This is a genomic window from Tumidithrix helvetica PCC 7403 (assembly GCF_965232925.1).
In the GTDB taxonomy this organism is placed as follows: Bacteria; Cyanobacteriota; Cyanobacteriia; order Pseudanabaenales; family Pseudanabaenaceae; genus Tumidithrix; species Tumidithrix helvetica.
Map to the genome: position 1 here is coordinate 25,920 of NZ_CBDDRA010000011.1, position 18,134 is coordinate 44,053.

At 44.8% G+C, this 18,134-nt stretch carries 12 protein-coding genes; 7 read left to right on the forward strand and 5 right to left on the reverse strand.

Features of this window, described 5'->3' with window-relative positions:
* Positions 1 to 64: 64 nt before the first annotated feature.
* Positions 65 to 574: a phage tail protein gene (locus ACP2WE_RS11725; RefSeq protein ID WP_425215736.1), complete on the reverse strand. Its 510-nt coding sequence runs from the start codon at positions 572 to 574 to the stop codon at positions 65 to 67.
* On the reverse strand, positions 571 to 864 hold the full coding sequence (locus tag ACP2WE_RS11730) for a hypothetical protein (RefSeq protein ID WP_425215737.1): 294 nt from the start codon (positions 862 to 864) through the stop codon (positions 571 to 573). The genes ACP2WE_RS11725 and ACP2WE_RS11730 overlap by 4 nt, the downstream gene beginning before the upstream one ends.
* Positions 865 to 1,176: 312 nt before the next feature.
* Here ACP2WE_RS11730 and ACP2WE_RS11735 point away from each other — a divergent pair, with 312 nt between their 5' ends.
* Positions 1,177 to 2,661: a glutamate synthase subunit beta gene (locus tag ACP2WE_RS11735; protein WP_425215738.1), complete on the forward strand. Its 1,485-nt coding sequence runs from the start codon at positions 1,177 to 1,179 to the stop codon at positions 2,659 to 2,661.
* Between the two features lie 639 nt (positions 2,662 to 3,300).
* On the opposite strand, the gene ACP2WE_RS11740 is transcribed toward ACP2WE_RS11735, so the two are convergent.
* The 3 genes from ACP2WE_RS11740 to ACP2WE_RS11750 all read right to left on the reverse strand — a co-directional run bounded on the left by ACP2WE_RS11740 (position 3,301) and on the right by ACP2WE_RS11750 (position 6,747).
* Positions 3,301 to 4,542, reverse strand: a complete 1,242-nt coding sequence (locus tag ACP2WE_RS11740) for a SpoIIE family protein phosphatase (RefSeq protein WP_425215739.1) — start codon at positions 4,540 to 4,542, stop codon at positions 3,301 to 3,303.
* A 317-nt stretch (positions 4,543 to 4,859) separates the two neighbouring features.
* A complete protein-coding gene (locus ACP2WE_RS11745; protein WP_425215740.1) occupies positions 4,860 to 5,762 on the reverse strand; it encodes a type IV pilin-like G/H family protein in 903 nt (300 codons plus the stop codon).
* 79 nt (positions 5,763 to 5,841) lie between these two features.
* Positions 5,842 to 6,747, reverse strand: coding sequence for a type IV pilin-like G/H family protein (locus ACP2WE_RS11750; RefSeq protein WP_425215741.1), 906 nt, complete (start codon positions 6,745 to 6,747; stop codon positions 5,842 to 5,844).
* A gap of 87 nt (positions 6,748 to 6,834) precedes the next feature.
* Between ACP2WE_RS11750 and ACP2WE_RS11755 the strand changes: the two genes are divergently transcribed.
* The 6 genes from ACP2WE_RS11755 (at position 6,835) to ACP2WE_RS11780 (ending at position 18,126) form a co-directional block, all read left to right on the forward strand.
* Positions 6,835 to 7,842, forward strand: a complete 1,008-nt coding sequence (locus tag ACP2WE_RS11755; RefSeq protein WP_425215742.1) for a nucleotidyl transferase AbiEii/AbiGii toxin family protein — start codon at positions 6,835 to 6,837, stop codon at positions 7,840 to 7,842.
* A 774-nt stretch (positions 7,843 to 8,616) separates the two neighbouring features.
* Entirely contained in the window at positions 8,617 to 9,747 is a 1,131-nt protein-coding gene (gene rpoD, locus ACP2WE_RS11760) for an RNA polymerase sigma factor RpoD (protein ID WP_425215854.1), read from the forward strand.
* A 62-nt stretch (positions 9,748 to 9,809) separates the two neighbouring features.
* Positions 9,810 to 13,070 (forward strand): helicase-related protein, encoded by a 3,261-nt coding sequence (locus ACP2WE_RS11765; RefSeq protein ID WP_425215743.1) that lies wholly within the window; start codon positions 9,810 to 9,812, stop codon positions 13,068 to 13,070.
* A 323-nt stretch (positions 13,071 to 13,393) separates the two neighbouring features.
* The gene (gene ileS, locus ACP2WE_RS11770) at positions 13,394 to 16,288 is read left to right on the forward strand and encodes an isoleucine--tRNA ligase (protein ID WP_425215744.1); all 2,895 of its coding nucleotides are present in this window, start codon (positions 13,394 to 13,396) and stop codon (positions 16,286 to 16,288) included.
* Positions 16,289 to 16,300: 12 nt separating this feature from the next.
* Complete coding sequence (locus tag ACP2WE_RS11775) at positions 16,301 to 17,359, forward strand: TAXI family TRAP transporter solute-binding subunit (RefSeq protein WP_425215745.1); 1,059 nt, start codon at positions 16,301 to 16,303, stop codon at positions 17,357 to 17,359.
* Complete coding sequence (locus tag ACP2WE_RS11780; RefSeq protein WP_425215746.1) at positions 17,356 to 18,126, forward strand: WecB/TagA/CpsF family glycosyltransferase; 771 nt, start codon at positions 17,356 to 17,358, stop codon at positions 18,124 to 18,126. The genes ACP2WE_RS11775 and ACP2WE_RS11780 overlap by 4 nt, the downstream gene beginning before the upstream one ends.
* Positions 18,127 to 18,134 lie beyond the last annotated feature (8 nt).

Consider the following 18,134-nt stretch of genomic DNA (forward strand, 5'->3'; position numbering starts at 1 on the left):
GCGATCGCGCGGGGTATGAACTTTTATGAACTGATCGGTAGATTCGAGTAGATAAATTTTGGGGTTATGAACTTGGGAATGCACCACTGGTGGCATCTCGCGTCACAACCGTAGCAGCCCCACCTCCTGTGGCTGAGACCGTTACCCCTTCACAGGCAATGGTGATTTCCTCCATAGCCACTTGGGTGCTGTCTGCGGTAAGCGTAGGTGCTTTCCATGCTACGGCAACAGCCCCAATCAACGTCCAACACTGCTTGGTTTCACCCGCTTGATTAAACACCAAAATCCGAATGTTGCGTCGTCTATTTGTGGTTGCCGTTACCCAATTCCAGAAACTCAAATCCTCAGTGATTCCGCGTTTTAGCGTAATATCATTAATTTTTCTGCCCCCTAAAAGAATTCGCTGTTGATCGTTGACGCCACCTTCGGAAATCTTTTCCACATCGATCGTTACCCCCAACCCCGAACATTCATTAAAGCAAGCCACAATCGATGCATCTGGCATCATCTCTACATAAAAACGATTAGAGGTGACATAGGCTGCCGCTCTTGGAAAACTACTACTATTAGTCATAGCCTACCCCGATAAGTTGTACTGCGTTCCTTTTGATTGCGAATCTCGTCAGTCAGCAATTGGTAAACCCGATCGCTTAGCTGTAACTTTGATATCGGATCTTTCAAAATGGTATCAATTAATTTTGAGATTAGGGCTTTATTCTCGGCATTAATCAGATCGCTGCCCCCCAAGGTATGCCGATAGGATGCCGCTGGTCTGGAGATCGCACCTATTGGCGGCAAAAAGACCTGTTTCTCTTGTGTCGAGTTCGTTGTGTCTATTTTTATGTCATCGCGATCGCTTGGCATAGATTAAATTTTTAATTTCTTAGAGTTTAGCTTTTGGCAGCGAAGACTGCAATTACGGTTGTTGCGACAGGCTAGCCATCCTAAATTATCTAGATTTCTGATTTTCTTGATACAGGAGCGATGTCATTGGTGATGTACCCTGAAACGGATCGCATTAAGGGTGCTGTGGTGTCTGACTAAAGGCTGACCACCCCCAACGCGATCGCAATCCTAGGGTTTTACAAAAAGCACTTGGGGCGTTAAAACTTCCTGTTACAACGTAACAATGGCAGTTTTTTAGATTTAGAATAAAAAATTAAATCGAATGTGACTATGGGAAAACCAACAGGCTTTATCGAATATGTTCGCGAGTTGCCGTCTGACAGGCCGCCGCTCGATCGCATTCAGGACTGGGACGAAATTCACCAGCACATGCCAGACGAGAAACTGCGCACTCAAGGCGCACGTTGCATGGACTGCGGCACACCGTTTTGCCATACGGGGACAGTCATTAGTGGCATGGCGAGCGGTTGCCCGATCAACAATCTGATCCCAGAGTGGAACGATCTGGTTTATCGCGGGCTCTGGCAAGAAGCACTCGATCGCCTGCATAAAACCAATAATTTCCCAGAGTTTACAGGTCGCGTTTGCCCTGCCCCCTGTGAGGGCTCCTGCGTGTTGGGGATTAACAATCCACCCGTAACGATCAAAAATATCGAAGTCTCAATTATTGACAAAGGCTGGGAAGAGGGTTGGATTACCCCTGAACTACCCGCAAAGCGTACGGGTAAAAAAATTGCGATCGTTGGTTCTGGTCCAGCGGGCTTGACTGCCGCCGCCCAGCTTAACAAAGCTGGCCATTGGGTCACCGTCTACGAACGCAGCGATCGTCCAGGTGGACTGCTCATGTATGGCATCCCCAACATGAAGCTAGAAAAAGAATCTGTAGTCATGCGTCGGCTCAACGTACTCGAAGCCGAGGGCGTTACCTTTGTCTGCAATGTCGAGATCGGCAAAGATTTACCTGTTGAAACCCTACTCAAGGAATTTGACTCTGTCGTACTTTGCACGGGTGCAACCAAGCCTCGGGATCTACCAATTGAAGGACGCGATCTCAAGGGCATCCACTTTGCCATGGACTTCCTTACGGCAAACACCAAGTCGTTGCTCGATAACCACTGCGGCGAAGGCTTTATTTCGGCAGAAGGAAAAGATGTAGTGATTATCGGTGGCGGAGACACGGGTACGGACTGTGTTGGGACTTCACTACGTCATGGCTGCAAGAGTGTCGTGCAGGTAGAGATCATGCCCATGCCGCCAACCAAGCGCGCTGCGGATAACCCCTGGCCCGAATGGCCCAAAGTCTACAAGATGGACTACGGACAGGAAGAAGCGGCTGCTAAGTTTGGTGAAGATCCTCGCACTTATCTCACAACCGCAGTAAAGTTTGAAGGTGACGAAAACGGTCATGTCAAAGCGGTTCACACCGTGCAGGTAAAGTGGGGAAAAAATGACAAGGGTCAGTTTGTTCCCGATCGCATCCCTGGTACTGAAAAAGTTCTTCCCGCGCAGATCGTGCTGTTAGCGATGGGCTTTCTCGGACCCGAGCAGCCTTTGCTCGATGCACTGGGTGTGGAGCGCGATGCTCGCAGTAACGTCAAGGCAGACTATGGCAGTTATGCCACCAGTATTCCGGGTGTGTTTGCCGCAGGTGACTGCCGACGCGGACAGAGCCTCGTAGTCTGGGCATTTAACGAAGGTCGTGGTGCAGCGCAAGCCTGCGATCGCTATCTTATGGGTAGCACCGATCTGCCTTAAGCATCGGTAAATAGTACTCAGTGATTATGGGTAATGGGTCATGAGATTTTAAATAGATCGTCTTTTAAGCTCGTCGCCGATTACCCATCCCTCATCCCCCATTCAAGGAAGGAAATGAAATTATGGAAGGCACAATGGTTTCTCCCCAATTGGTTTATGACAAGATCGACTTGCTCTAGCAAGTCGATCTTGTAACCAGTGCAATCTATCGTCAGTTAGCGCAAGAAATTTTGGCAGATCCCGATGTTAGCCTGACATGGCAGCAAGCGATCGCCGACCGACTCAACCAAGCAAACCGACTACTCTCTGTGCGAACCGTAGATAGTAATGACAGCTACTAGCTAACTGGTTGGCCTGTCCCCATAGCGAATCTGTAGAGCGAGCAAGATACCCACTCTACAGATTCGATTGAGGTAACTAACCTGAGTTCGGGTTAAGGATTTCGGAACAAATCAAGCCGACTTGCTGGAACCGAGAGGTTTGATCCCCCTGCCCTATCGGGCATCCCCCTTGAAAAAGGGGGACAAGTGAATTCTCCCCCCTTTTTTCAAGGGGGGGTGGGGGGGATCCCTGGGATGTATAGCGTTTCAGATTTTCTTATCCCGAACTGACGATAACTACATTAAAAATTGCTCGTTTTTAGCCAAGATAGCGTAAAGACAGGATCGTAATATCATCTGACTGGGAGACGTTACCAGAGAAATTAAACACGGATTTTTCGAGGGTTTCCACAACGTTCTGAGAAGTTGCTTGGGATGGAACTGTATTTAGAACTTCAACGGTTCTCATCGTTGTGAAGAATTCCTTGTTCTCATTTTCCGCTTCTGTCACTCCATCCGTATAAATGACCAGCGTATCTTCTGGATGCAAGGTCAATTCTGCCAGACCAAAACTAGCATCCTCAAAAACACCTAGCAACATTCCTGGAGGCACATTCAAAAGTTCAAAAGATTGACTTCCATTCCTCAGAAATGGTTGATTATGCCCACCATTGACATAGATTAGCTTACCAGAGTCAACATCAAAAATGCCCACAAACATGGTTACAAACATATCATCTTTATTGTGCTTGCAAAGATGTTGATTGATCGAAGTAAAGCTTGAGGCGAGTGAATTAGAACTTGAAATCATCAAACGCAGTAAGGTAATCACGCGAATCATAAATAGAGCTGCTGGAATTCCTTTGCCAGAAACATCGCCAGCCGCAATGTAAATATATCGTTCGTCTAGCGCTAGACAGTCAAAGAAATCTCCCCCAACTTCCTTTGCTGGAATAACTTTCGCAAAAACATCAACTTTGGGATGGTTTGGGAATAATGGCATTTGAGGCAAAATATTGGCTTGGATTTTACTCGCTGCCCTCAAGTCTCTATGCAGTTGCTCGGAAGCGAGCTGTTTCTGTAGCGCAATCTCATTATGTTTCCGCATTCGTCTGGATAGACCCTGAAGCAGATTTTTCACAAATCTTGGGATGGGAACCAAGCGTTCCCAAAAAACTGTCTCTTGAATTTCTATTAATTCACAATCACCATCAGCGACAACACGGGCTGAAACTGGCTTATTCTCGATAATTGACATTTCTCCAATACATTCACCAGGAGAAATAATGCCCCACATCTCACTATTAGGGTTCAATTCATCAAAGATAGCAAGATAAATCCGTAATTTCCCGAGCAATAACAAGTATAAATAGTGGTTTTCTTGTCCAGGAGCGATCAGGACTTCTCCTTCCTTAATCGATTTAATTCTGAAGTATGGCAAGAGTCGTTCGATCGTTTGGAGATCGATCCCCTCAAAAACGGAACAGGAAGCAATCGTATTCAGAATAGAACGATTCTCTGAGAGGAGGTTACTTAAGTCTGGATTTGGGATGTTAACCATCTACAGGCTACTCCAAATTTAATCACATTCATGTCAAGAGCATTAACCCAAATCATTTTGACTGCGAGCGATTCTATAGAAATCCTATTTAATTGCTGTGGGGGTAATTCATGAATTACCCTTACGATTCTATGCAGAAGAAAGAATCTCTCAGGTATCATTTAGGATCGTTAATATACCGCCAATCTCGACATGACAAAGCCGATCGCGTTGGGGAATCTCAGTGGTTATACAAGAATACCATGGCCTTCACAGCCAGTAGCGATCGCTACTGGCTGTCTACCGACGTAGAAGCGCTTTTGTTTGGGGGCTCAGATTTAGTTCAATGGCTCATATCCATCAGGACAGGTTGGCTCAGGAGAAAGCTTAAATCTAGGTGGCTTAACTTTTGTAGGCTTCTGACTGGAGCAAAATAAAGCTACGGTGTAAACATCCCCAGAACTTGGTGCAGTTTTGGTATAAACCAGTCCTGTGTAAGACATTAGCCCATCTTTTTTGGCAAGCCCAATGGTTTGAACCGCTTTCTTGGCATCTAGAACCACAATCTGATAGCTATATTTTTCGGTTTCGGGTTTAATGCCAATGCCTAACGCATCTAGTTTGCCTGTAAAGTATGATTTCTCGAGAAAAAAGGCTTGCTCTCCCTTATTCATTGTACCAACGTAAGTTTTTGCTTCCGCTTGACCTACTGCATGGGTCTGATAAGTGGAACTGACAATCTCAATATCTCTAGGGAGGTTACCTTCCTTGGAAATGCGCGTTAAAAAAAGTGTGTTGGGCAAAAATAGCGTGCCCACGATCCCCCCATTTGTGTATTGCATTCCCAAAGGAATCAGGAGTTGAGGAACGATCAGTTGTCCGCGATCGCTAATCGAAAAAGTTACACGAGAGCCAATACTGCCATACATGGCATCTAGATAAATTTGTCCGTTGTTACTAATGACCTGATATTCGCCTGCGATCGCTGTTTTTTGCTTAGGATCTAAGAGATAAAGCTTGCCATTAGGCGCAAAGATCAGAATCCTTTTATTTGAATCATCGCCAGTTACATTGACCTCCCACTGCCCAATTAGTTTTTGAGCTTCCGCCTGCACTTCTGAGGGTTCGGCAGCGATCGCTTCAGATTGCCCTCCCCTAATACCACCCATTTGCCAACCATACCCTACCAGTGCCGTTGTGCTGACCAACATTGCTAATCCGACAGAAGTTAAATATTTCATCGCTACATATCAATCAATAAGCTTAAATTTGTATGAATGGAATGATACTTTTGAGCGCATGTTTTGCACTTAGGGGAAGCTACTCACCATAGAGAACATAGCCATCAGGGCAGGTTGGCTCAGGGGCAAGCTTAAATCTAGGGGGCTTAGCTTTTGTGGGCTTCTTACTTTCACAAAGTAAGGCTACGGGTATCAAGTCACTTGTGCCTGGAGCAATTATGGTATAAACCAAGCCAGTGTAGGACTTTAGTCCATCTTGTTTGGCAACCCCAATCGTTTGGACCCCTTTTTTAGCATCCAAAACCACAGCCTGATAGCTGTAGTTGGTGGTTTCAAGGTTAACGCCTATCCCTAACTCATCAAGCTTGCCCGTAAAATGACTTTTTTCTACAAAAAATGCTTGATGCCCTCGATTGAACGAGCCCACATAGGTTCTTGCCTCAGCTTGTTTGGCTCTGTGAACTGGAGAGGAAATCTCGGTAATCTCAATATCAGCAGGAAGCTTACCTTCCTTTGAGATTCGCGGCAGAAAAAGTGTATTTGGCAAAAATAGCGTACCCACGATTCCCCCATTCGTGTATTGCATTCCCAAAGGAATTATAAGTTGAGGAATAACGAGTTGACCGCGATCGTTAATCGAAAAAGTTACACGAGAGCCGATGCTTCCCTGCATGACATCTAGATAAATTTGTCCGTTGTTACTAATGACCTGATATTCGCCTGCGATCGCTGTTTTTTGCTTAAGATCGACAACATAGAGTTTGCCATTGGGTGCAAAAATCAAAATCCCTTTGCTAGAATTCTGCTCAGCTACACCGATCTCCCACTGACCGATTAGTTTTTGGGCTTCAGCTTGCACTTCCGAGGGTTCGGCGGCGATCGCTTCTGATAGCCCTCCCCTAATACCACCCATTTGCCAGCCATACCCTACCAATGCCGTTGCACTGACAAACATTGCTAAGCCTACAGAAGTTAGATATTTCATCGCCATACACCCAAGAACTTAGATTTATCTGAATGCTTGAATTGTGCCATAAAGTCACAGCAGAAAAATTCTCATTATAGAAATGATATGATTGCTTATTCTGATGAGTGGTGGACTTACAGGAAAACTTGTAATGGATTTTATGTGATAGACCTCATAGGCAAGCGTGACTTACCATTTCTCTCAGCAATTTGTTGGCAAGAGTCTACAGCCCGTAAGCTAAGCCCTGAGGAGATGTTGCGCTTATACGAACGTAACTGGCGTTTTTTGGGAGTGCTAGGACACCCAACTGCGGAAGAGTTTGCATTTATCGCCAAAATAGCCAAATCTTACGGATCTTGGTTAAACGCTGAGTTAAGCGTTGCAATGAATTCAAATTCAGATAGGTCTATGTTCGAGCGCCCCATCCACCAAAGCATTTTTAAAATATTAGGATCGCTCAATGTGGCAAATCTGGAAGCTCATCATGCTTATTTTGGCGGTGGCACTTTGATTAGCCTTTTGCTTAACGAATATCGGCTAAGTAAAGACATTGATTTTATGTGTCCTTTTGGTGAGGGATATAGAGGCTTGCGTCAGGCTGTGAATCAGTTTGGATATGATGCTTTATTTCAAGATCGCACGCAAATTAAACTACCAAGAGAAATTCAATGTAATCAGTATGGAATTCGCTTTCCTGTGGAAGTGGATGGAACGATTATCAAGTTTGAGATTGTCGCCGAAGGGAGAATTACTTTCGAGCCCCCCAGTCATTACGACTGGCTACCAGTTGCCTGCTTGAGTCTGGTGGACTGTTTTGCTGAGAAGCTTTTAGCAAATGCCGATCGCTGGCTCGATACTTCAGTAGAATCACGGGACTTAATCGATCTGGCAATGCTATGCCAACATTTTCCTCTGCCTCAAGCCGCAATTCAAAAAGCTGAAAGCGCTTATCCTGTGATTGAACCTTTAAGGAAGGCGATCGCGAACTTTCAAGCCAAACCCAAATATCAAGAAACCTGTTTTGCGTCCTTAGGAATCGGCGATCCAGATCGTGTCCTCTTGGGGATGAAAGCTCTTGCAGATGATTTTGGCGTACCACAAGATTCCGAATAAATTATTAAAGGCACTGCCACAGAAGCGATCCTCGACTTTTTTGATTAAAACGTTTGCCACAACAGTCGGGGATTTAGCCTGCATTATGCGTGAAAACCAAAGAGAGAATAAAAATTCAACAAAAGAGTGACAGATGAATAATTCGGGATACTTCACTTACGCTCACCTTGGTGTTAGGGATGTACCACTATAAAAATCGTCTACACCTATGTGCCAATCAAGATATCGTCATACCCAGAAACCATGAGCGAAATACATAAGTTATCTTGATTTTACAGATTAAGAAATTACCTAAATGACTCAGCCAGCAAATGGTTTGAATGAAAATATCGAATTATTTGGCAACGAATTGAAAACATTCGAGAAGTTGAAAATGGGAGATTTGAGATGACATTTTCAAATGCACTCAACACTAGCAATCATCGAATCTCTCTTGAGGATTTACAAACTCTTCATAATCCACAACAATTATCTAGGCTGTTTCAACAACTTGGCTATCGTTCGGACACTCAAGAGCTAAGTGTCACCGAACTAGAATCGCCTAGTTTGGTAAATGCCATTCGTTCAGTTCATTTAATTGCCGAGCACAAGCCTAAAAATAATCGCCCATTGCAAGTCTGGTTTTTTGAATTACCCGATTGTAGAACTGCATGTGATGCAATAAAAACCATGAGAAGGATCGCAGATAATCTCTTAAGGCGACCTGCTGCTGAATATCTCTTAGTGGCAACTACAAACTATCAACAACTCTTGTTTTTAAGTCCCAAAAGCACTTTGAATGCTCAATCAGTATTAGAAACTACAACCGAGAGCCTACTAATTGATTGTAATAATCCAACATTCCGCGACCGTAACTGGTTAGAAATGATTGCGGTAACTGCTGAGCCAGAAATCTCTAGAGTTCAGTATGAAGTGTTCAAGAAAGCTCGTCAATTTAAATCAGGGGAAAAAAGTCATCATACAGAAGATAGTGTTGCTGCCTACTTGCGGGAAATAGGTCGTATTCGCTTGCTAAGAGGAGATGAAGAAATTGAACTCGCACGCAAAATTGCTGACTTGCTAGAGCTTGAGCGAAAACGCGATGAGATTGCCAATCAACACGACTGCCCACTTGATGATGTCAAAGAGTCGGAATGGGCGGCATACATGGAACTGTCTCTAATGGAATTTCGCGAGCGTTTGAATTCAGGTAGACGTGCTAAAGACAAGCTAGTAAAGTCAAATTTACGGTTAGTTGTGTGGGTCGCTAAGAAGTACATAAATCGAGGTCTAGAGCTTTTAGATTTAATCCAAGTAGGGAACTTAGGTCTAATTCGCGCCGCCGAAAAGTTTGACCATGAGAAAGGCTATAAATTCTCAAGCTATGCAACTTGGTGGATTCGGCAGGGAATTACACGGGCGATCGCCGATCATTCTCGTTTGATTCGCCTACCTGTTCACCTGTACGAAACTATTTCGCGGATCAACAAAACCACAAAGCTGCTTGCTCAAGAAATGGGACAGAAGCCAACTGAAGAAGAAATCGCAACTCGCATGGAAATGACGATCGAGAAGCTACGCTTTATTACCAAATCTACTCTGACAATAACCTCCTTAGATATTCTTGTTGGCGATGACACTTATTTGGGTGACTTAATCGAGTCAGACGACGAAACCCCTGACGATCAAGTTGCTAAGAGCATACTGCGCGAAGATGTAGAAAGCGTTTTAGGTACGCTTAGCCCCAGAGAACGCGACGTTTTGCGTCTGCGTTACGGGCTGGATGACGGTCGCATGAAGACGCTCGAAGAAATCGGGCAGATTTTTAATGTCACCCGCGAGCGCATTCGCCAAATCGAAGCCAAAGCTCTCCGCAAATTGCGCCATCCCAACCGAAATTCTATTTTGAAAGAGTATATCCGTTGAGTGACGATCATTACTCTTTTTCCATACGTTTTTAAAGTTTACAGAATAAGGAAAGAACCTAAATGGTATTACCCGATTACATCGACAACGATCGCCATAAACTTGAAATTACCCTACAAGAACTTGTTCTGCAACAGCGTCAAACTGACCTTGATATTGTCACAGGTCTCTTTCAGATTGAGGCATGGATTAGACTTGAAGAAGCTATCAATCAGCTAACAAATCTACGCTTACTAATTGGACGAGATCCAACTATCTTGCCAGCCGAACAAGGCAATATCGATCTGAATCGTTTTTTTTGCCGCGATCTGCAACAGCAACTAGAGAACAGTGATTTTAATCTAGCTAACAAGCAACAGATCGAGCGTTTGATAGCCTATTTCAATCAAGAGCAAATTCAGGTCAGGCTGTATGGCGTTAATGTAGACAAAGCTATATTTCTGCACGCCAAAGCCTATATATTCAATGACTACTGCATTATTGGCTCCAGCAACTTCACACCATCAGGACTTGATGGAAATACAGAACTAAATGTTCTAATCAAGCAAAATTCGATTTCCCATGATTTGAGAACCAATTGGTTTAGCAAATTTTGGAACGATCCCAGTGTTGATATTGACTACAAAGCCAAACTCATTGATACGCTTGAAGCTTCAAAATTTGGCAGAAAACCTTACACGCCTTATCAGGTATTTATTAAAGCCTTATACGAGCTGTTTAAAGAGGAAACCACAAGCGAAAGGAGCGATCGCACAACTTTAGAACTTGCTAACTTTCAACAGCAGGGTTTTGAACAAGCTGTAAGAATGATTGATAAACATAATGCTTGTATGGTCGCTGATGCTGTGGGTTTAGGCAAAACCTATATTGGGATGCGGTTGATCGAACATTACTTACAAGAAGAACGGCGACCTGGATATGTACCTCGTGCCCTCATAATTTGCCCTGCCCAGTTAAGAGATCTCTTATGGAATAAAAAGCTTGATGAATTTGGTATTAAGGCAGACATTGTGTCGCAGGAAGAAATGGGGCGCAAAAATTTTGATATTAGGAGCTATACCAAGCACGACATTATTGTTCTAGACGAGTCACACAACTTCCGTAACTCTGGCACAAATCGTTATGTCAATCTTCAAAAATTGGTTGGCAGTGGTAAACGACATAAAAAAATAGTGCTAATGACCGCAACACCTATCAATAACAGCATTTATGACCTTTATCATCAAGTTATGCTGATGACTCGCAACACTTCGACTTATTATCGCGAGTGGGGAATCGGCAATCTTACAAGCTTCTTCAAAGAACTGAATAATGGCAATATTGAAATTACCGAATTGCTTATGCAAACAATGGTTAGGCGATCGCGCCTAGACGTGATCAAGCGGCAGAAAGCAGGAGAGCAAATCTTGATTGGTGGGAAAGAGATCCACTTTCCCAAACGTCAATTAGAGAACTTCACATACAACTTTGAAGATGCCTATCAAGGACTTTACGCTGGCATTGCCGACAAGATCGATCGCTTAAATCTTGCTCCTTACAATATCAGAGCCTTCAAACGCAAGCCTGACAAGCAAGACAGAGCCGAGATCAAACGGAACGAAGCACTGGCAGCTTTGATGAAGTCCCTATGGCTAAAGCGTTTAGAGAGTTCTTTAGTAGCTTTTAATGCCAGTATTACTCGACAAGAGCTATTTCAAGCGCAGTTCGATAATTGCTTGCAGAGGGACAAACTCTTGACTGGCAAAAACTTTCGTAAGATTCTTGCCGCAGAGGAAGATGAAGAAGAAAATATTTCTATCCAAGAAATTTTGGACTCACTAGAAGAAGTCAATAAACAGGAATATGACATTAAGCAACTTCAGACCAAAATCTCTGAAGATTCCAAGATATTGAGGGACATTCTTGGAACTCTTCAAATCATCCAAGAAAACGTCTCACAAGGAAAAGATAGCGATCGTAAGTTGTTAGCCTTTAAAGATCTTCTGCTGGAGCAGCACTTAAAAGGAAAGAAAATACTGGTGTTTAGCTACTTTAGAGATACGGCTGATTACCTATGTCAAGAGCTAATAAAAGATAAAACATGGTTGGAATCAATAGGCAATTCAACCATTGAAATCATTACAGGCAAGACAAAAGGCAGTCAAAGGGCAGAAAAAGTCAAGCGCTTTGCTCCAAAAGCTAACTGTGAAGACCCAGAGGAAAGACAAAAATATTTTGACAATCAAATTGATATTCTAATTTGTACTGATGTCTTATCTGAAGGGCAAAACTTACAGGATGCTGGAGTACTAGTCAATTACGATCTTCACTGGAATCCAGTTCGGATGATCCAACGTGCTGGACGTATCGATCGCCTTGGCACAGAATTTGAGAATCTGTTTATCTACAATTGCTTTCCCGAAGAAGGACTAGAAAATCTGTTAGGTCTGGTTAAACGTCTACAGGAACGAATTGCAACCATTGATCGCGAAATTGGATTAGATGGCAGCGTTCTAGGGGAAACAATTTCAGATAGGTCTATTGAAGAGTTACGCAAACTAAAGAAAGCAAATACCGATGCGGAAAAAGCCGTAATTCTTGAAGAATTGGAACAACTAGCTGACTTAATCTCACTAGATGAAATGCGTTTCCCTTTATCAGAGTTTTTACAGCAAAAAAACATCGAGAATATCCGAGAAATCCCAATGGGAATTCATAGCACGCGAAAGGATGGTATTGATGGTATATTCCTTGCTTTCAATGCTAAAGGTCGTAGTGTTTGGCACTTCTATCCCAGAATCAATGGTGCAATTATTACAGATCGCGCAGAGATAACGACTCAAAAACGGAAGATTTTCAAGATGATACAGTGTAGAGAGATGGACTATCCGAAAACCGAAAATCTTCCGCCAGCAGAGTTCGATAATTCTATTTTTACTGTATTAGAAGGTGCTGTAGATAATCTGGTTGAAGCTTTTCAAAAGCAGCAATCTAGCGCAAGGGTAAAACCAAAACTTTCACCCTTGCTACTAAAGATATATAAAGCATTGACCAATATTAATTTCCTAGCAACTGATGAATTTTATCTAGAGGCTAAGAAAAGAGTTCTAAAGATTATCGAATCAGTTACATTGCGAACCTATGAAAAAGAACTCAAAAATATTTGGGAAGAGTTTGTGAAGGATAAGAATCTTGTGAATTTAGTGGAGCGACTTGATGAGTATTTTGTCGAGAATCAGCTAGGACAAGAGCTTGAAGAAGAAGATCAAGAAACTATTTTAGATATTATTAATAAAGAGGATGTTCAACTTGTTTGCTACGAGTGGTTCAAGCCAAACGAATAACAGTTTTTCTAAAATATTAGCGCAAACAGTCATTGTTACGAGAGCTGATTGTACGACCCCTGATCGCCACACCAATACCCCAAAACAAGCAGACAGTCCTCTATCTTGAATTATGAAATGCTGTTGGTGTCGTCCCAAAAAAAATAGTCTGTATTTTTAATAAATCTCTAAATCCTTCTCTCAGCAAGACTTTAGAGGGTTTTCGTCGATTCTCATGAATAATGTAGTCTAGCAGGTGAAAAGTAGATCTAACTTAACCGATCGCAGTCTGCGGCATAATATGAATATCTGTAACATAATTGCGATCGAACTGTTATCTAACAATGAACTCTGTGCCAACCGAAACTTCAGACAATAAGTCCAGTACAGTCCCTGAGTATAAGGACACTGTAAATTTACCGCAAACAGAATTTTCGATGCGTGCCAATGCGATCGAAAAAGAGCCAGAGATTCAGAAATTTTGGCAAGAGCAAGGCATTTACGACAACCTCACCAACCACAATCAGGGTGAAAACTTCATCCTGCACGATGGGCCGCCCTACGCCAATGGCGTATTGCACATGGGTCATGCCCTCAACAAAATTCTCAAAGACATCATTAATCGCTATCAACTCATGCGCGGTCGCAAAGCCCGTTATGTGCTGGGTTGGGACTGTCACGGCTTGCCGATCGAGTTAAAGGTAATTCAAAACATCAAGGCAGAAGAGCGCAAAACCCTGACACCGCTTCAGCTCAGACATCGCGCCAGAGACTTTGCCCTAGAAACGATCGCCGCCCAAACCACAGGATTTAAGCGTTGGGGAATTTGGGGCGACTATGAGAATGCCTATTACACGCTCAAGCCCGCCTACGAAGCCGCTCAGATCTCTGTGTTTGCCAAAATGGTTTTGAATGGCTACATCTATCGCGGTTTAAAACCCGTATATTGGTCGCCGAGTTCGCAAACTGCCCTAGCTGAAGCTGAGTTGGAATATCCTGAGAACCATACATCGCGAAGTATCTATGTGGCTTTCTCAGTGAAAAAGCCCAGTGATGCGCTCCAAGCCGTTCTAAATGCCAATCAAGAACTCACCAAAGCCCCACTCTCTGCCCTGATCTGGACGACAACGCCTTGGACGATTCCAGCCAATTTGGCAATTAGTGCGAATCCCCATTTGAGTTACAGCATCGTCACCAGTAGTGGCGAACATGGCGATCAAAACTATATTGTCGCTACGGAACTCGTCGCCAAACTTGCAGTTACCTTTGAGCAAACCCTAACGGTACTGGCAAGCTTCTCAGGTGAAATTTTAGAACATACGATCGCGACCCATCCCATCTTCGATCGCGACAGTCCAATCCTACTCGGCGATCACGTCACAGCCGAATCAGGTACGGGTCTGGTGCATACGGCTCCCGGTCACGGTCAAGATGACTTTGCGATCGGGAATAAGTATGGGTTGAGCATTCTCTCACCTGTGGATGACTACGGGATCTTTACCGCTGAGGCTGGACAATTCGCAGGCTTGAACGTTCTCAAAGAAGGGAATACCGCTGTAATTGAAGCTTTAACTGAAAAGGGAGTTCTGATTAAAGAAGAAGCCTATGCTCATAAATACCCCTACGATTGGCGCACGAAGAAGCCTGTAATTGTGAGAGCTACAGAGCAGTGGTTTGCATCAGTGGAAGGATTTCGCGAGGCAGCATTAGAAGCGATCGAGGGCGTGAAATGGATTCCTGCAATGGGGAAAAACCGCATTACTTCGATGGTGCAAGAGCGATCGGACTGGTGTATCTCGCGGCAGCGCAGTTGGGGCGTTCCCATTCCAGCCTTTTATCATATCGAAACGGGCGAAGTTTTGCTCACACCCGAAACGATCGCCCACATTCAAACCATTATTGCTGAAAGGGGTTCCGATGCTTGGTGGGAACTGAGCGTAGAAGAACTTTTACCCTCAGAATATCGAGATCGCGCCGCCAACTATCGCAAAGGTACAGACACAATGGATGTCTGGTTTGATTCGGGTTCCTCTTGGGCGGCAGTATTGGGTGGTGGTTTAGTCCCCTACGAATTGGGCTATCCTGCCGATCTGTATTTAGAAGGCTCCGACCAACATCGTGGCTGGTTTCAATCTTCGCTGCTCACGAGTGTGGCAACCAACGGCAAGGCTCCCTACAAGACGGTACTCACACACGGCTTCACCGTTGATGAGAATGGTCGCAAGATGAGTAAGTCGGAGGGAAATGGTATTGACCCGATGGTTGTAATTAACGGCGGCAAGAATCTCAAACAAGAGCCAGCCTATGGTGCAGATGTGTTGCGACTTTGGGTAGCCAGTGTAGATTATAGCGGTGATGTTCCTGTCGGCAAGACAATTTTGAACCAAATGGGAGACGTGTCCCGCAAAATTCGGAATACAGCGCGTTTTTTGCTGAGCAATTTGAACGATTTCGATCCTGCTAAAGATGCTGTACCCTTCGACCAGTTAACCGAAGCCGATCGCTACATTTTGCATCGTCTCAGTGAAGTCGTCCATGAAATCACAGCTGCCTTTGACAGCTTCCAGTTCTTCCGCTTCTTTCAGACCATTCAAAATTTCTGTACGGTCGATCTTTCCAATTTCTATTTGGATATTGCCAAAGATCGCCTCTATATCAGTGCGCCGAGTTCGCCGCGCCGTCGGAGTTGTCAAACGGTTTTGGCTTTATGCTTAGAGACGATTGCCAAAGCGATCGCACCTGTTTTATGTCACACCGCTGAGGATATCTGGCAGCACATGCCCTATGCGGTATCGCACAAGTCGGTATTCCAAGCGGGTTGGATTCAGACCGAGGCGCAGTGGAACAATCCCCAACTGGCGGCAAAATGGCAGTCATTACGGGATATTCGCACGGAAGTGAATAAGGTGATGGAACAAGCGCGGAATGCCAAAGCGATCGGTTCTTCCCTAGAAGCAAAGGTGCTGTTAGAGGTCACAGATACCCTGATGCGCTCTAATTTGCTGTCTCTGGGTAAGGAGCTGCGCTATCTCTTTATTGCATCACAGGTGGAATTGGTTAATACTTTGCCCGAGCAAGCGGTCTACACCAATGATGCCGAGGGTGTGAGAATTGCCGTTGTCAATGCCGATGGGGAGAAATGTCCGCGTTGTTGGAATTATTCCACCCGCATTGGTGAATCGACCGAACATCCCCACCTCTGCGAACGTTGTGTCGATGCTCTAGCTGGAAATTTTTGAGGTTGCGAACTTATGAAGCAAGACTTGCTGGTGGGTGTGAGACTGGCAGCACTGCTGTTTAGCGGTGTGCTGGGCGGGATGGCGGTCGGTCTAAGGGAGGCGATCGCTTCCCCATCGTTGTCCTTTGACTTTTCTCCATCGCCAGCAGTGCATGGCAAAAATATTCCCAAACGCCAGTTCATTACACTCACAGGCAGCAAGCAGGGAAGTTACTACAAAGCCGCGATCGAGTTAAACGAATTGCTGAAGCGATCGGGCTTACACCTGAGAGTCAAAGAATCAGCGGGTTCGTTGCAAAATCTGCAAGCGATCGCCGAGGGCAAAGCGGATCTTGCCTTCATTCAAATGGATGTAGCGGCATTACAGGAAGAATCCGATCGCGCCAATGGCACGAATGTAATCGGTAAAATTCGTATCTTCGCCCCTGTCACCAATGAAGTGATTCACATTATTACGAACAAGCGATCGGGGATTCAAAGTCTGAAAGATCTGCAAGGCAAAAGGGTGAGTTTTGGCCCTCAAGAATCGGGAACCGCTGTCAGTGCCAAAGCGATTTACTCTGTGATGGGCTTAAAAGCTGAACTAGCCAGTCAAAACATTCAATTTATGGATGTGCGGGAATCGATTCAAAAAGTGAATCGTGGGGAATTGGATGCGGCTTTTTTTACCGCTTCCAAGGGCGTGCCTTTGCTGTTAGAGCTTTCACCCGAAGACAGTAACAATCTGCAATTACTATCTCTCTCGAATGATGAATTTGTGCCCTTAGAACAGACACAGGCGGGTTTCAGTCTCTACGCTCCCGTTTACATTGCTGCAAAAACCTATCCTTGGCAGCAAGAGGAAACTTCCGCAATTTCTGTGTTTGCTTTCCTTGTCGTGCGCAGCAATCTCGAACCGCAAATGGTATACGAACTCGCCAAGCTCATTTATCCCAAAGCAGCCGATCTGAGGCAGCAAGATCCTTTTTGGAAGTTCCTCAGTATCGAGCAAGCAAAAATTGATATCTCAGGCAAAGCTCCCTACCATCTAGGAGTGATCAAGTTCATTCATGAAATGCCATCAGGGAATTGAATCTACCATCCCCTAACCAGACTTCCAAATCCCTCCCCATCATTGGTGTGGATGTTCATGCAACCAGTTATGAAGATGCCTGCGATCGCATCTTGCGCCTAGTGCAGAGCAAAACCTCCTGCTATGTTGTGGCGGCAAACGTGCATGTGGTGATGACTGCCTTTTGGGATCGAGCCTATCGCGAAGTGGTCAATCGTGCCATTCTGGTTACACCCGATGGGATGCCTCTGGTATGGGGATTGCGGCTGTTAGGCGTGCGGAATCAGCCGAGGGTCTATGGGCCAGACTTGATGTTGGCATGGTGCAATCGCGCCGCAAAAGAAGGCTTATCGGTTTATCTCTATGGCAGCAAAACAGAAACCCTAGAGAAATTAGAACGGAACTTAAAAGCACAATTCTCGCAGTTGGCGATCGCGGGTAGCTATGCCCCTCCCTACCAAGCGAATGTAGAAGTCTTTGAATCCGAACTGACGCTAATCAGAGAATCTGGTGCGGCTGTCGTCTTCGTAGCCTTGGGATGCCCGAAGCAAGAATTTTGGATGGCACAGGCACAGGGGAAATTAGATGCCGTCATGGTGGGTGTGGGTGCAGCCTTTGATTTTCATAGCGGGCAGGTATCGCAAGCCCCACGCTGGATCATGCGCATTGGACTAGAATGGCTCTATCGCTTTGCCCAAGAACCACAACGCCTCTGGCGTAGGTATTTGCTCAACAATCCGCTGTTTGTGATTCTCTTCGCATGGCAGTTATTGCGGGGCAAGCGCTAGAAAATAAG

Coding starts and splice junctions, on each gene's coding strand:
- ACP2WE_RS11775 (WP_425215745.1), top strand. CDS start 16,301: ATGAAGCAAGACTTGCTGGTGGGTGTGAGACTGGCAGCACTGCTGTTT.
- ACP2WE_RS11765 (WP_425215743.1), top strand. CDS start 9,810: ATGGTATTACCCGATTACATCGACAACGATCGCCATAAACTTGAAATT.
- ACP2WE_RS11735 (WP_425215738.1), top strand. CDS start 1,177: ATGGGAAAACCAACAGGCTTTATCGAATATGTTCGCGAGTTGCCGTCT.
- ACP2WE_RS11725 (WP_425215736.1), bottom strand. CDS start 574: ATGACTAATAGTAGTAGTTTTCCAAGAGCGGCAGCCTATGTCACCTCT.
- ACP2WE_RS11755 (WP_425215742.1), top strand. CDS start 6,835: ATGATTGCTTATTCTGATGAGTGGTGGACTTACAGGAAAACTTGTAAT.
- ACP2WE_RS11750 (WP_425215741.1), bottom strand. CDS start 6,747: ATGAAATATCTAACTTCTGTAGGCTTAGCAATGTTTGTCAGTGCAACG.
- ileS (WP_425215744.1), top strand. CDS start 13,394: ATGAACTCTGTGCCAACCGAAACTTCAGACAATAAGTCCAGTACAGTC.
- ACP2WE_RS11730 (WP_425215737.1), bottom strand. CDS start 864: ATGCCAAGCGATCGCGATGACATAAAAATAGACACAACGAACTCGACA.
- ACP2WE_RS11745 (WP_425215740.1), bottom strand. CDS start 5,762: ATGAAATATTTAACTTCTGTCGGATTAGCAATGTTGGTCAGCACAACG.
- ACP2WE_RS11740 (WP_425215739.1), bottom strand. CDS start 4,542: ATGGTTAACATCCCAAATCCAGACTTAAGTAACCTCCTCTCAGAGAAT.